The sequence below is a fragment of the Nocardia sp. NPDC056100 genome, assembly GCF_042266325.1.
GTDB lineage: Bacteria > Actinomycetota > Actinomycetes > Mycobacteriales > Mycobacteriaceae > Nocardia.
Genome location: NZ_JBHJVY010000001.1, coordinates 2,220,615 through 2,234,052 on the forward strand (window position 1 = coordinate 2,220,615; position 13,438 = coordinate 2,234,052).

General features: G+C 67.9%; 12 protein-coding genes and 1 pseudogene. 5 read left to right on the top strand and 8 right to left on the bottom strand.

Annotated features, from left to right (window positions below; all coding sequences use genetic code 11):
- Positions 1–115: 115 nt before the first annotated feature.
- Complete coding sequence (locus ACFC0O_RS10325) at positions 116–238, bottom strand: hypothetical protein (RefSeq protein ID WP_375955473.1); 123 nt, start codon at positions 236–238, stop codon at positions 116–118.
- The gene (locus tag ACFC0O_RS10330) at positions 238–666 is read right to left on the bottom strand and encodes a hypothetical protein (RefSeq protein ID WP_375955475.1); all 429 of its coding nucleotides are present in this window, start codon (positions 664–666) and stop codon (positions 238–240) included. Before ACFC0O_RS10330 ends, ACFC0O_RS10325 begins: the two co-directional genes overlap by 1 nt.
- A gap of 123 nt (positions 667–789) precedes the next feature.
- Here ACFC0O_RS10330 and ACFC0O_RS10335 point away from each other — a divergent pair, with 123 nt between their 5' ends.
- Together ACFC0O_RS10335 and ACFC0O_RS10340 are read left to right on the top strand one after the other, a co-directional pair.
- Positions 790–3,504: an AAA family ATPase gene (locus tag ACFC0O_RS10335; protein ID WP_375955477.1), complete on the top strand. Its 2,715-nt coding sequence runs from the start codon at positions 790–792 to the stop codon at positions 3,502–3,504.
- Positions 3,505–3,576: 72 nt separating this feature from the next.
- Entirely contained in the window at positions 3,577–4,611 is a 1,035-nt protein-coding gene (locus ACFC0O_RS10340) for an alpha/beta fold hydrolase (protein ID WP_375955479.1), read from the top strand.
- A gap of 46 nt (positions 4,612–4,657) precedes the next feature.
- Here the strand turns inward: ACFC0O_RS10340 and ACFC0O_RS10345 are convergent, their stop codons facing one another.
- Together ACFC0O_RS10345 and ACFC0O_RS10350 are read right to left on the bottom strand one after the other, a co-directional pair.
- Positions 4,658–6,259: an ABC-F family ATP-binding cassette domain-containing protein gene (locus ACFC0O_RS10345; RefSeq protein WP_375955481.1), complete on the bottom strand. Its 1,602-nt coding sequence runs from the start codon at positions 6,257–6,259 to the stop codon at positions 4,658–4,660.
- Positions 6,260–6,431: 172 nt separating this feature from the next.
- Complete coding sequence (locus ACFC0O_RS10350) at positions 6,432–7,886, bottom strand: aldehyde dehydrogenase (protein WP_375955483.1); 1,455 nt, start codon at positions 7,884–7,886, stop codon at positions 6,432–6,434.
- Positions 7,887–8,090: 204 nt separating this feature from the next.
- Between ACFC0O_RS10350 and ACFC0O_RS10355 the strand changes: the two genes are divergently transcribed.
- Positions 8,091–8,816, top strand: coding sequence for a TetR/AcrR family transcriptional regulator C-terminal domain-containing protein (locus ACFC0O_RS10355; RefSeq protein WP_375955485.1), 726 nt, complete (start codon positions 8,091–8,093; stop codon positions 8,814–8,816).
- Between the two features lie 57 nt (positions 8,817–8,873).
- Positions 8,874–10,121 carry a fatty acid desaturase family protein gene (locus ACFC0O_RS10360; protein ID WP_375955487.1) on the top strand — a complete coding sequence of 416 codons (1,248 nt, stop codon included), beginning with the start codon at positions 8,874–8,876 and terminating at the stop codon, positions 10,119–10,121.
- Here ACFC0O_RS10360 and ACFC0O_RS10365 read toward each other — a convergent pair.
- The 4 genes and pseudogenes from ACFC0O_RS10365 to ACFC0O_RS10380 form a co-directional block, all read right to left on the bottom strand.
- Positions 10,055–10,201, bottom strand: a pseudogene (locus ACFC0O_RS10365) (hypothetical protein); the annotation flags it as partial. The gene ACFC0O_RS10360 and the pseudogene ACFC0O_RS10365 sit on opposite strands and share 67 nt — an antisense overlap.
- Entirely contained in the window at positions 10,150–10,344 is a 195-nt protein-coding gene (locus tag ACFC0O_RS10370; protein ID WP_375955489.1) for an RGCVC family protein, read from the bottom strand. The gene ACFC0O_RS10370 and the pseudogene ACFC0O_RS10365, both read right to left, overlap by 52 nt.
- A 118-nt stretch (positions 10,345–10,462) precedes the next feature.
- On the bottom strand, positions 10,463–10,831 hold the full coding sequence (locus tag ACFC0O_RS10375) for a hypothetical protein (protein WP_375955491.1): 369 nt from the start codon (positions 10,829–10,831) through the stop codon (positions 10,463–10,465).
- Positions 10,832–10,912: 81 nt separating this feature from the next.
- The gene (locus ACFC0O_RS10380) at positions 10,913–11,560 is read right to left on the bottom strand and encodes an NUDIX hydrolase (RefSeq protein ID WP_375955493.1); all 648 of its coding nucleotides are present in this window, start codon (positions 11,558–11,560) and stop codon (positions 10,913–10,915) included.
- A gap of 118 nt (positions 11,561–11,678) precedes the next feature.
- Between ACFC0O_RS10380 and ACFC0O_RS10385 the strand changes: the two genes are divergently transcribed.
- Positions 11,679–13,361 (top strand): ABC-F family ATP-binding cassette domain-containing protein, encoded by a 1,683-nt coding sequence (locus ACFC0O_RS10385; RefSeq protein WP_375955494.1) that lies wholly within the window; start codon positions 11,679–11,681, stop codon positions 13,359–13,361.
- Positions 13,362–13,438 lie beyond the last annotated feature (77 nt).

The window sequence follows — 13,438 nt, forward strand, 5'->3', positions numbered from 1 at the left end:
AACTGTCAGGGCCTTTGTCGTTTCACGACGCGGACCTCCGCAACGCCGGAGTCGAGTTGCCGGCGCAGGGCGACGGTATCGGCGGCGAGCGGTGTGCGCCCGGGTCTCGATCCCCTCAGCCGAGTTCGCGCGTGGAGGGTCCGCGCCCGTGCAGTACCGCGGTCTCGGACCAGATCAGCATGGCGATCGGGCCGCAGACGAAAAGGGTTGCGATTGTGGGGTATTCGGTGTGCGACATCACGCGGCCCGCAGTGGGGTGGCGAAGGACTTGCGTAGCGAGGACGGGCCGATCAGGGGTAGGAGTGCCGCCAGCAGCTTGCCTTTGAATGCCTTTGGGGTCCGGGTCAATTCGATGTCGACGCGGCTGCCGGAGAGCTCGGGGGTGATGCGGAAGACCCAGCCGCCGCCCGCACCGAAGAGTTTGGAATCCAGGGTGGTGATGGTGACGGTGTCGCCCGCCGGATCCCACTGGTAGCGGGCGCGCTCCCAGGCGGCGGCGGTGCCCTCGGTGACCTCGGCCCAATCATCGCCGCGGGCGTGGACGAGGAAATGCTCGGCGTCGATGCTCGGCCATGCCTCGGGGCGGGTGGGGCCGAAGTCGGTGAGCACGTGCAGGACTTCGGCGGGAGACAGCGTGGACATGAGGTGAAAACGAACGGTAGCCATGGAATTACCTTGGCCTCCGACGGTGGTGCGCCGAATCTGTCGGATGACGCTGTCTTGACGTAATCCAGTTTCGGTAGGGTCTGCCTCCGGACTCGTACCCGCGGGACCGGGAGGAGAGTCACCATGCCGTTGTTCGGACGCGACAGCGAACTGAAAGAGCTGGCCGCGCTCGTGGACGGCCCCGGCGAGCACGCCGGCATCCTGCTCGAGGGCGAACCCGGCATCGGGAAGTCGACCCTGGTGGAGCGGACCGTAACCGCCGCGAACGCCGCGGGGCTGCGGGTGCTGCGCACCGCCGGGGCGGAAGCCGAGAGCACCCTGGTGTTCGCCGGACTGCATCAGCTCCTGTACCCGCTGCGGCGCGAGTTCGACGCGCTGCCGCCGCGCCAGTTCGACGCGCTGACAACCGCTTTGGGCATGTCGGACAGCACCGCCGAGCCGAGCGTGCACCTGGTCGGCATGGCGGCGCTGACCCTGCTCGCGGACTCGGGAGCCGAGCGCGCGGTGCTGGTGGTCGCCGAGGACGCGCACTGGCTCGATCCGGCCAGCGCCGAGGTGCTGGCCTTCGTGGCGCGGCGCATCGATTCCGAAGCCGTCGCGATGCTGACCACCCTGCGCGCCGCCACCGAGTCGCCGCTGCGCACCGCCGGACTCTTGGTGCTGCGGCTCGGCCCGCTGCCCGATGACGCCGCGACGGCACTGCTCGATGACATCGCACCGGACCTGCCCGCGCAACTGCGACGGCGAGTACTCGCCGAGGCGCACGGCAACCCACTGGCGCTGACCGAATTGCCCACGGCGGCGGTGGATCTCGGTGATGCCGCCCCGGTCCTGCCCTTGACCGAGCGGCTCGAACAGGCTTTCTCCGCACGCGGCGCGGCACTGCCCGGGCCGACGCGATCGGCTTTGCTGGTCGCGGCACTCGACGACGGTGATTCGGCCGCCGAAACACTCACCGCCACGGGGATTCTGCTGGCATCCGCGGTAACCACCGAGGTATTCGCACCGGCCGTGACCGCCCGTTTGATCAGCATCGGCTCGGGCACGGTGACCTTCCGCCATCCGCTGGTTCGGTCCGCCCTGGTGGCGGCGGCCACCGATGCCGAACGCCGCCGCGCACACCTGGCACTGGCCGAAGCACTCGCGGAATCACCGGATCGCCAACTGTGGCATCGCGCCGCCGGTACGGCGGGCGCGGACGAAGCCGTGGCCGCGGCTCTGGAGCAGGCCGCCGAACAGTCCCGGCATCGCGGCGGCGCGGTCGTCGCACTGGAACGCGCCGCGGCCCTGAGCGTTTCGCCCGGCCGCCGCGCGGATCGGCTGTTGCGCGCGGCGGAATTGGCCGTCGACTCCGGGCACCGGGATACGGTCGAACGACTGGTCGCCGCCGCCCGCGCGCTCCCCCTCACGGCCGCCCAGGAGGCCACCGCGAAATGGGTGCTCAGCGGATTCGAGGACGGTATGCGCGAAAGCCCTTCGCATATCGGTGAACTGGCCGCGCTGGCCGCCTCGGTGGCCGCCGACGGTTTCCACGATGCCGCGCTGCGCATTCTCTGGGGCGCGGCCGCGCGATGCTTCTGGTCCGAACCGGGACCCGATACCCGGCGCGCGGTGCTCGCGGTCGCCGATTCCTTCGGCATTCCCGATGATGATCATCGCAAGCTCGGCATCGATTCGATCGTGGCCCCGTTCGAGCGCGGCGACCAGGTCCTGGACCAACTCCGGGTGCTGGCCGCGACGACCGGCCGCGATACCGAGGCCGATCACTATCTCAGCAGCGCCGCCTACCAGGTCGGCGCGTTCGACCTGGCAGCGCATTTCGCCGCGGCCGCCGCGCTCGGCTTCCGTTCCGCCGGGCGCTTGGGACTGCTCACCCGGGCGCTCGCCATCCAGGCGTCGAGCCTGACCCGGCTCGGTGACCTCACCGCCGCCACCCCCATCGCGGCGGAGTCCGCAGCCTTCGCGCTGGAGACCGCCCAGCCCTTCATGCACGCCACGATCAGCGCGACCCAGGCCGAAATCGCCGCCCTGCGTGGTGATTACCCGGAGGCCGCGACCCTCGCCACGGACGCCGAACGGATCGCGCTCGCGGCGGGCGCACGCCCCGTACTGGCGAACGTGCAACTGTCCCGGGGGCTCATCGCACTCGGCGAGGGCCGATTCGATGACGCCTTCACCGATCTGGCCCGCATCCACGACCCCCTCGACCCGTCGTATTCGCTATCGCTGCGCGCGTGCTTCCTCACCGAACTCGCCGAGGCCGCGGTCCGCGCCGGGCAGACCGAGGCCGCGACCGCCCTGCTGCGCGATCTGGAACCGGTGGCGGCGGCCACCTCCGCGCCCGCCCTGCATATCGGAATGCGCTATGCCCGTGCGGTTCTGGCCGGGGAGTCGGCCGCGGAACTGTTCACCGCGGCCTTGGCGGCCGATCTCACCGGCTGGCCCGCCGAACGCGGCCGCCTGCATCTGGCGTACGGCGAATGGCTGCGGCGACAGCGCCGGGTCGTGGAGTCCCGCACGCATTTGCGCACCGCCCGTGAGATTTTCGACGCCCTGGGCTTCACCGCGTGGAGTGAGCGGGCTCGCCTGGAACTGCGCAGCGCGGGCGAATCCAGCCCGAACCGCGATCCGGACGCACGGGAGCGGCTCACCCCGCATGAGCTGAGCATCGCGCAATTGGCGGCGCAGGGGCTGACCAATCGGGAGATCGGGCAGCGGCTGTACCTGTCGCATCGGACCGTCAGCACCCATCTGCACCGCATCTTCCCCAAGCTCGGCATCAGTTCGCGCGGGGATCTGGCGGCGCTGCTGCCCACCCTGGCCGAAACCGCCGGTTGATCGTCCGGACCGACACCGATTACGTCATCCGACGCACGCGGCGGGGCCGGTGCGCTCCCTAGCGTTGCCGCCATGAACATCAACCGACGCGGACTTTTCACCGGAGCGCTGGCGGCGGGCCTGGCCGCGGCCTCGCTCACCGCCTGCTCCACCGACCCCGCACCCGCGACCACCGTTCCGGGTGCGGCCCTGCGGGCCGGATCGGGCGCGAATACCAGCCTCGGTCCGATCAAGAAGATCGATGCCGGGGCGCTGAATGTGGCGTACGCCGAATTCGGGCCCGCCACCGGACAGCCGGTGATCCTGTTGCACGGCTGGCCCTATGACGCGTACAGCTACGCCGATGTGGCACCGCTGCTGGCCGCGTCCGGCTACCGGGTGCTGGTGCCGTACCTGCGCGGTTACGGCGAAACCACCTTCCGCTCCGCGCAGAGCGTGCGCAACGGGCAGCAGTCGGCCATCGCGCGCGACATCGTCGACTTCATGGACGCGCTGCATATCGACCGGGCCGTGCTCGGCGGATTCGATTGGGGCGCAAGGACGGTCGATATCATCGCGGCGCTGTGGCCGGAACGGGTCAAGGCCATGGTCGCGGTGAGCGGATACCTCATCACCCAGCAGGCGGCCCAGCAGCAGCCGTTGCCGCCCGAGGCCGAATTGGGCTGGTGGTACCAGTATTACTTCTCGACCGAGCGCGGCCGCCTGGGCTATGAACGCAATCGCCGCGATTTCAACCGGCTGATCTGGCAACGTGCCTCTCCGACATGGAATTTCGACGACGCCACCTACAACCGCAGTGCCGCCGCCTTCGACAACCCCGATCAGGTGGACGTCGTCATCTCCAACTACCGGTGGCGTTTGAGCCTGGCCCCGGGCGAACCGCAGTACGACGCCTACGAACAGCGGCTCGCCACCGGACCGGCGATATCGGTGCCCGCCATCACGATCGCGAGCGACTTCGACGGTGCGGCCAAGGACGGAAAGGCGTACCGCGCCAAGTTCACCGGGAAGTACGAACACCGCGTCCTCGACGGCATCGGGCACAACGTGCCGCAGGAAGCGCCGCAGCCGTTCGCCCAGGCGATCATCGACGCCGACCACCTCTGACGGCGAGCGCCGGGCCCCGCGATACAGCCGGGCCCTGCGCTGTCGTCTACAGCGAATCGCGACGCCGCATACCACCGCCGGAATCGAGCTCGACCACCGTCGCTATGCCGATCCGGCGCAGGAACGGAAAGTCATGGCTGACAACGAGTATCGCGCCGCGGTAGTCGGCCAGAGCCTCGACCAGCTGATCAACACTGGCGATGTCGAGGTTGTTGGTCGGTTCGTCGAGCATCAGCAGTTGCGGCGGCGGATCGGCGAACAGCAAGCGCGCCAGCGATACCCGGAAACGCTCACCGCCCGACAGCGTCGACACCGGCCGATCCACACCGCTGCCGCGAAGTAGCAGGCGGGCCAGCTGATTTCGGATCGTGCCCGGCGCGACGGTGGTCGCCACCGCGCGCACATTGTCGAGGGCACCGGCCCGCTCGTCCAGATTGTCCAGGCGTTGCGGCAGATATCCCACCCGATCGGTGAGCAGCACACCGCGTTCCGGATGGCTCCCCGCACGCAACTGCTCGAGCAGCGTCGATTTGCCCGCCCCATTGGGGCCGATCAGGGCGACGCGTTCCGGTCCCTGAATGACGATGCGATGGTCGCCGTCCGCCAATTCCGCGATGCGGCGGCTGCGCGGCACCTCCGGATCGGGCAGTTCGAGACGGATATGCTCGTCCTGGCGCACCCGCACTGCCGCGGTATCCAGAATGCTCTGGGCCGCTTGCACTTTGGCATCGAGGGTGCCGCGCAGCGCGCCCGCCGACCCCTGCGCCCGGCTGGCCCGGTTGCCCGCGAGAATCCGCGGGATTCCGCCGTCCCGCTGTGTCGCGCGGGCGGTGCGCTCGCGTCTGGCGAGTTTGGTCTCGGCCTCGATGCGCTGCCGTTTCTCGACCTTCAACGCCTGTTCGGCGGTTCGGGCCGCTTGAACGGCAGCCGCCTGCTCCTGGTCGACGTACGCCTTCCAGGCGCTGTACGGCCCGCCGAACACATCCAGAGCCGCGCCGTGCAGTTCCGCGGTGGCGTCCATGCGTTCGAGCAGTTCGAGATCGTGGCTCACCACGATGAGGGCGCCGGGCCAGGAATCCACGAATCCCGCCAGCTTGGCACGGGTTTCGCGATCGAGGTTATTGGTCGGCTCATCGAGCAGTGTGATGGGCGTGCGCTGGATGCGCAGCCCGGTGATCGCCACCAGCACGGCCTCACCGCCGGACAGCTCCCCGACGCGGCGGTCCAGATCCGCCGCGCTGAAGCCGATTTCGTGCAGTGATTCATCTGCCCGGGCTTCGATGTCCCAATCGTCGCCGATCGTCTCGAAGTGTTCGTCCGCGGTGTCGCCGGATTCGATCGCGCGCAATGCCGCGAGCTTGTCCGCGATCCCGAGTAGACCCGCGACGGTGGTGTCGCGGCCGAGGGTGAGCGTCTGCGGGAGATAGCCCACCGCGCCGGTGGTTTCGACGCTGCCGGAGGTCGGGGTCAGCAGTCCGGCGATCAAGCGCAACAGCGTTGATTTCCCGGCGCCGTTGCGACCGACCAGACCGGTGCGCCCGGTGCCCAGCGTGCCGTTGAGCCCCGCCAGGGCGACGGTGCCGTCGGGCCATTCGAAGGACAGTTTCCGCAGGGTAACGGCAGCGGATGGGGATAGGGATGTGGACATGATCGTCGACTCGTTCCTGCTCGTGAGAGCGGCCGCACGTGATTTCGGACGTGGCGGAGCCAGACGAAGGCGAAGATCCCGGTGTGAACTACCGGGCGAATGCGTGAGAGAAGCGCCGCCTTCGACTGGGCGGCTGGATTCTGTCGACTTCCTCGATCAGCACCCGGCCACTCTACCCGCGGTCCGGGACGGTGATCGTCTGGTATTCGGTGTACTGCCCCAGGCCGACCGCGCCGTATTCGCGGCCGATCCCGCTGGCCTTGAATCCGCCGAAGGGACCGTCGAATCCGACGGGTGCGCCGTTGATCGTGACCGTCCCGGCCCGAATCCGGCGCGCGACGGCGATGGCCGCGTCCCGGTCCGCCGACCACACGCCGCCGGAGAGCCCGTAGTCGGAATCGTTGGCGATGCGAATGGCGTCGTCGATATCGTCGTAGCCGATGACGACCAGCACCGGGCCGAAGATCTCCTCCCGGGCGATCCGCATATCCGGGGTCACATCGGCGAAAACCGTTGGCGTGACATAGAAGCCGTCGTGCAGGCCGGGCGGCAGGTGCGGGCCGCCGCAGACCGCGCTAGCGCCTTCACCGATCCCGATCTCGATGTAGTCGCGAACCCGCTGCTGCTGATCGCCGCGCACCATCGGCCCGATGAAGGTGCCCGGATCGCGCGGATCACCGACCGGCAGCGAGCCGACCAGTGCGGCCAGCGCCGCGACCACCTCCGCATAGCGGGAATTCGGCGCGAGGATCCTGGTCTGCGCGATACAGGATTCGCCATTGTTCAACAGCGAACCGAACTTCAGGCCGTTCATCACCGCACTCAGCTCGGCATCGGGCAGGATCACCGCCGCCGATTTGCCGCCGAGTTCGAGACTGACCCGTTTGAGCTGCGCGCCCGCGATGGACGCGATCCGCCGACCGGCGGCAGTCGAGCCGGTGAACGCGATCTTGTCCACCAGCGGATGCGAGATCAGATATTCGCTCGTTTCCCGTTCCGCGGGAAGCACACTGAGCACGCCCGCGGGCAGCTCGACGCGATCGATCAACTCGGCCAGCAGGCCCATGCTCAGGGAATTCTCCGGGGATACCTTCAGCACCACCGAATTTCCGGCGAGCAGGGCGGGCAGGATCTTCGAGGTCGCGGAGGAGAACGGCGAGTTCCACGGAATCACCGCGGCCACCACGCCCACCGGCTCGCGCCGAACCACGCTGCGCACCAGCGCGTCCGGATCCGACGGGGTGAGGGTGCGCTCCCAGTCGAACTGCTCGGCCGCCGCGAAGTAGGCGTTCGCCTGCCGGGTCAGCGCGGCCTGACCCGCCCCGGTGAACCATGCGGCGGAACCGTTTTCGGCGGTGATGAGTTCGGCGATCCGATCGGCTTGCTCTTCACGCAGCTCATTGAACTTGCGCAGCACCGTGATTCGCTCGGCGGGTGCGGTATCGCGCCACACCCGGCTCTCGAAGCTGGCGTGCGCAGCCGCCACCGCGCGATCCACATCGGCCGGATGCGCCTGCGCCGCCTGGCCGATGCGCGACCGATCGTGCGGCGAGAGAATCTCCAGCAGCGCCGGTTCGCTGGGCTCGGTCCACGAACCGCCGATATAGAGGCGGTCGTAGGTGATCATTCGTCCGCTCCGAGCGGGAATGGGGTCTTCCATGACTCCGACGCTAGGGACGGCCGAGCGCCGGCCGCGAGCGTCGAATGACGTATTCTCCGACGCTGATCCGACACCGCGACGCCGGTGAACGTCACATGAACGGTCTGTCAACGGTGTAGGTCTACGATGCATAGGTACAGTGGCCAACTTCCGAAGCAGGAGGCATCCGATATGGCTGACAAGCCGACCAACCGCGGCCGATCCGGCTCCACCGGGGACGGGCCGGTGGAGGGACCGATCACCCGGGCGGCGGTATTGGACGCGGCGCTGCGGATTGTCGATCGGGACGGGGTGGACGGACTGTCGATGCGGCGGCTCGCGGAGGCGGTGCGACGGGATCCGATGGTGATCTACCGGCATGTGCCGAATAAGGCCGCGGTGCTGGACGGTGTAGCCGAGGTCGTCTTCGCGGAGTTGTCGGTGGATGCGACGGATCCGGACTGGATGTCGCAATTGCGTTCGGTGGCAAGGGATTTCCGCAAGCTCGCGCTGGAGCATCCGCGCGTGGTGCCGCTGCTGGTGACCCGGCCGCTGGCGACGCCGCTGGGATTGCGGCCGCAGGCGGTGCTGCGGCCGCTGGAGGACATCCTGGCGCTGCTGACGCATGCCGGATTCTCCGGTCCGGACGCCCTGCACATCTATCGGGCCGTATTCGGCTTCCTGTACGGGCATGTGCTCAACGAGCTCCAGGAAATCGTGGAGAATCCCGATGAGACCGATGATCTGCTGCGCCTGGGCCTGTATCGGCTGCCGATCGCGGAGTTCCCGCTGCTACGCGGGCTCGCACCGGCGCTGGCGGCCTATGACGGCGGGGCCGAACTCGAACGCGGGCTCGATATCCTGCTGACCGGTCTCGCCGCAACCCTGCCGCGCGATAACGGTGCCGGTCAGCACTGATTCTACGTTGTAACTCTACGATGTAGACAGACGCTGTCTTCCGGCATAGGCTGAAGAATGGCCATCACCAATGTCGCCGTGTACGCGCATCTGAGCCCCTCCGATATCGAATCGCTCGGACGGGAGCTCGATGAGATCCGCGGCGATATCGAGGAGCGGCGCGGCACCCGCGATGCGCGCTATATCCGCCGCACCATCGCATTGCAGCGCACCCTCGACGCCGCCTCCCGGCTGACCATCGCCCTCAGCCGGGGCAGGCTCGGCTGGCTCCTCGGGACGGCGGGTCTGGCGACGGCCAAGAGCATCGAGAACATGGAGATCGGCCACAATGTCGGCCACGGCCAATGGGATTGGATGAACGATCCCGAAATCCGTTCCAGCACTTGGGAATGGGATATGGCCGGACTGTCCTCACAGTGGCGGTACTCGCACAACTTCCGGCATCACTTCTACACCAATGTACTCGGCATGGACGATGACATCGGCTTCGGCGTCATCCGGGTCACCACCGACCAGCCGTGGCGGCCGCGCTTCCTGCTGCAACCGCTGCAAAACCTTTTCCTGGCAGCCACTTTCGAATGGGGCATCGCCCTGCACGATCTCTACTCCGAACAGGACCGCGCCGAAACCCCCGCCGCGCGGACCGCCGAGACCAGGGCGCTGATCCGCAAGGTGGTCCGGCAGACCGGTAAGGACTACGTACTGCTGCCGGTCCTGAGCGGACGCCGCTGGCGACGCACCCTGACGGCGAACGTGACCGCCAATCTCGCCCGCAATCTATGGGCCTACCTGGTGATCTTCTGCGGCCACTTCCCCGACGGCGCGGAGAAGTTCACCCCCGAGGCGCTGGAGCACGAGACCAAGGCGGACTGGTATCTGCGGCAGATGCTGGGGAGCGCGAACTTCGACGCGGGGCCGACGCTGGCATTCCTCAGCGGCAACCTCTGCTACCAGATCGAGCATCACCTGTTCCCGGATCTGCCCAGTAATCGCTATGCCGAAATCGCGGTGCGGGTGCGGGCGCTGTGCGATAAGTACGACATCCCGTACACCACGGGTTCCCTACCGCGCCAATACTTTCAGACCTGGCGGCTGATCAACGAGCTCGCGTTGCCGGACCGCGATCCGGCCTCCGTCGTCCCCGAGTCCGAAACACCGGCCCCGGGGACGGCCGATCAGCGAATCTTCTCGGGGATCGTGTCGAGTTCGTGCAATACCCGCACCGCGAGTGCGGTCGCGGATTCTTCATCGAGCCCCGAGTTGGCCCGCACCACATCCCGGACTCGAATCACTCGACGCTCGTAGGGCGTTTGCACTGCCATGGTCATGCTTCCTATCGACGGTAGTAGGTGTCCTGGTGATCGGCCGGGCGAGCACAGGCGCATGCGCGTTCCAGTCCGCTCGCCAGGGTCGCGGAGCAGTACCGAAGTCCGATCCGGCCGTGGGCTTCCTGATCGTGCGGACATACCGCACAGGAGAATTCGGTCGAATCGGCGGCCACGGAAGTGGCGCTCTCGTTCGAGGACATTTCGGCTCCCTTCCGTAGACCTACACTGTAGATATACGTCGCTGACGTCCAGGCTACACGCTCCGGACACAGGATCCGCGCGAGCCGGTCGAATAACCCGGACGGTCAGCGCACCCGGTCAGTCGCGATAAATGGCCACGTGAGCGCCGGTGGCGGTCCCCACGCTGTAGGGCCCCAGGCAGGAGGCCGTGCCCTGACCCGACGGGCTGAAGGAGCCGCTCCACGACCCGCTGTACGGGCCGATGGCCATCAACGGGAAGGCATTGGGCACACCGTGCAGGCCGAAACAGTCGACGATCAAAGCGTATTCACGCCCGGCGGGCGCGTCGTCGTCATGGCAGATCGCCGTGGCCCCGGTCAGATCCCGGGTGATCTGGCAATCCTGCGGCGCGGCCTGCGCCGTGCCGGAGCCGATTACGGCGGCGAAACCCAGACCCACCGTCGCGGCGGCCAGGACCCGGGTGCTGACGACTATCGATTTCCTCATTCGAATCCCTCTCGGTCGAGATGCCTCAAACGCGGTCTTGGGACTGTCGTGCCCGTGGAACGGGGCGTTACCGGCGGCAGATTACTCCCAGGCGAACCGTGGTTGGTCCATCTGATCGACCCGGGTGGGGCGGCGATGCAGCGCCACCTCGCGGAACTGGTGCAGGATCGCGGCGGTGGGGGCGTGCAGATGACCGCCGAGAAGAGGGAGCTGGATCGCGGGGCGATCGGAGCCGGGAACGGGGACGAAGCGAGGTTCGACATCCAGTTCCGACAGCGGAATCCAGTGCACCGCAGCCACTTCGGCGGGATTCGGGGTCGGTGCGGGTGCGTCGCCGAGCCAGGCCACGACGGGGGTCATCACATAGCCCGAGCGGGTGGGATAGTCGTCGAGCAGCCCGAGCACGGCATCGCGCGGGACGGCGATGCTCAGTTCTTCGTGCAGTTCGCGCAGGGCCGCGGTTTCCGCGTCCTCGCCGGGATCCAATTTGCCGCCGGGCAGGGCCAGCTGTCCGGCGTGGGCGCGCAGGCCCGGGGATCGTTCGGTCAGCCAGATACCCTGTCCCCCGGCGTATTCGGCGACCGCGATCAGGACCGCGGCGGCTTTGCGGCCGTCGAGTTCGGCGGCGCGGCGCCCGAACCCGTCCAGCGCGCCGGATATCGCCGCGCGCAGCTGGTCGGCGGGCACATCACTCCAGCGATACTCGCCACCGTCCGCATAGACCCGCATATGCCGAACCTAATTCGCCGCGCCGATCGGCGTCAACGCGGCGGCCCGGCCAGCAGTACCGGCGCTCGCGGCGGAATCGGGTTGCTTTACCTGAGCGTTTGCGGTTGCCTGGGGTCCCGTGGCCCACGTGAACGTTTCCGAGATCGAGTATTTCCTCGCCGATGGACGACAGCTGCTCAGCGGAGTGAGCTTCCGCATCGGTGACGGGGTGAAGGCCGCGCTCATCGGGCCCAACGGCACCGGTAAGACGACCCTGATGAAGATCATCGCCGGGGACCTCACCGCCGATGAGGGCGCGGTGACGCGTTCCGGATCACTGGGCATCATGCGGCAGTTCATCGGTCAGATCGATGACGAGTCGACGGTGCGCGATCTGCTGCTGTCGGTGGCGGACCCCGCCGTCGGGGCGGCCGCGCGGGCGCTGGACGCGGCCGAGGACGCCATGATCGAAACCGACAACGAGACAACCCAATTGGCGTACGCGCACGCCCTCACCGGGTGGGGCGACGTCGGCGGATACGAGATCGAGGGGTTCTGGGACAAGGTCACCATGGCCGCCCTCGGCGTCGACTTCGACCGCGCCAAATGGCGCTCGGTGCGCAGCCTGAGCGGCGGTGAGCAGAAGCGCGTCGTTCTCGAGGCCCTGTTCGCGGGTCCCGATGAAGTGCTGCTGCTCGATGAGCCCGACAACTATCTGGACGTCCCGGGCAAGCAGTGGCTGGAACGCACGATCGCCGAATCGAGTAAGTCGGTCCTGTTCATCAGCCACGACCGCGAGCTGATCGCGAACGCGGCAACGCGCATCGTCACCCTCGAACCCGGTGTGAACGGCGCGACGGCCTGGATACACGGCGGCGGCTTCGCCGGGTACCAGCAGGCCCGCGAGGACCGCACCGCACGGCTGGCGGAACTGCGCCGCCGCTGGGAGGAGGACAACGCCAAACTGCGCGCACTGGTACTGCGCCTGCGGGAGAAGGCGAAGTTCAATGACGGTATCGCGGCGCGGTATCACGCCGCCCAGACCCGGCTCGCCAAATTCGAGGCCGCCGGGCCGCCCGAGGCCACCCCGATCCGGCAGCGCATTTCGGTGCGCCTGCGCGGCGGGCAGACCGGTAAGCGCGCGCTGGTGTGCGAGCAGCTGGAGCTGACCGGTCTGATGCGGCCGTTCGATACCGAGATCTGGTTCGGCGATCGCGTTGCGGTATTGGGCGCCAATGGATCCGGGAAATCACACTTCCTCCGGCTGCTGGCCGCCGGTGGCTCCGATCCCGATATCGAGCATCGCCCGGTGAGTGATCGTGAGATCGCGCCGGTGCCGCACACCGGCACCGCCGCGCTGGGCGCCCGGGTGCGTCCCGGGTATTTCGCGCAAACCCATTCCCGCCCCGATCTTTCCGGGCGCACCCTGCTCGAGATCCTGCACAGCGGCGATGAACATCGCGACGGGATGGGACGCGAGGCCGCCAGCCGGGTGCTGGATCGGTACGGGCTGGCGCGGGCCGCCGAGAACCTCTTCGACGATCTGTCCGGCGGGCAGCAGGCCCGCGTGCAGATCCTGCTGCTCGAATTGTCCGGCGTCACCATGCTTTTGCTCGATGAGCCGACCGATAACCTGGACCTGGCCTCCGCCGACGCGCTGGAACAGGCCATCGCCGAATTCGCGGGGACGGTCGTCACCGTCACCCACGACCGCTGGTTCGCGCGCGAATTCGATCGCTTCCTCGTATTCGGCTCCGACGGAGTCGTTTACGAGTCCAGCACGCCGGTGTGGAACGAGACCCGGGTACAGCGCGCACGCTAGGGTCCGCGCGAATATGGTGTAGCTCACAGCGATCCGGGTTGACCCTCACATACGTGTGAGGGTTCGAGCATTCGGTT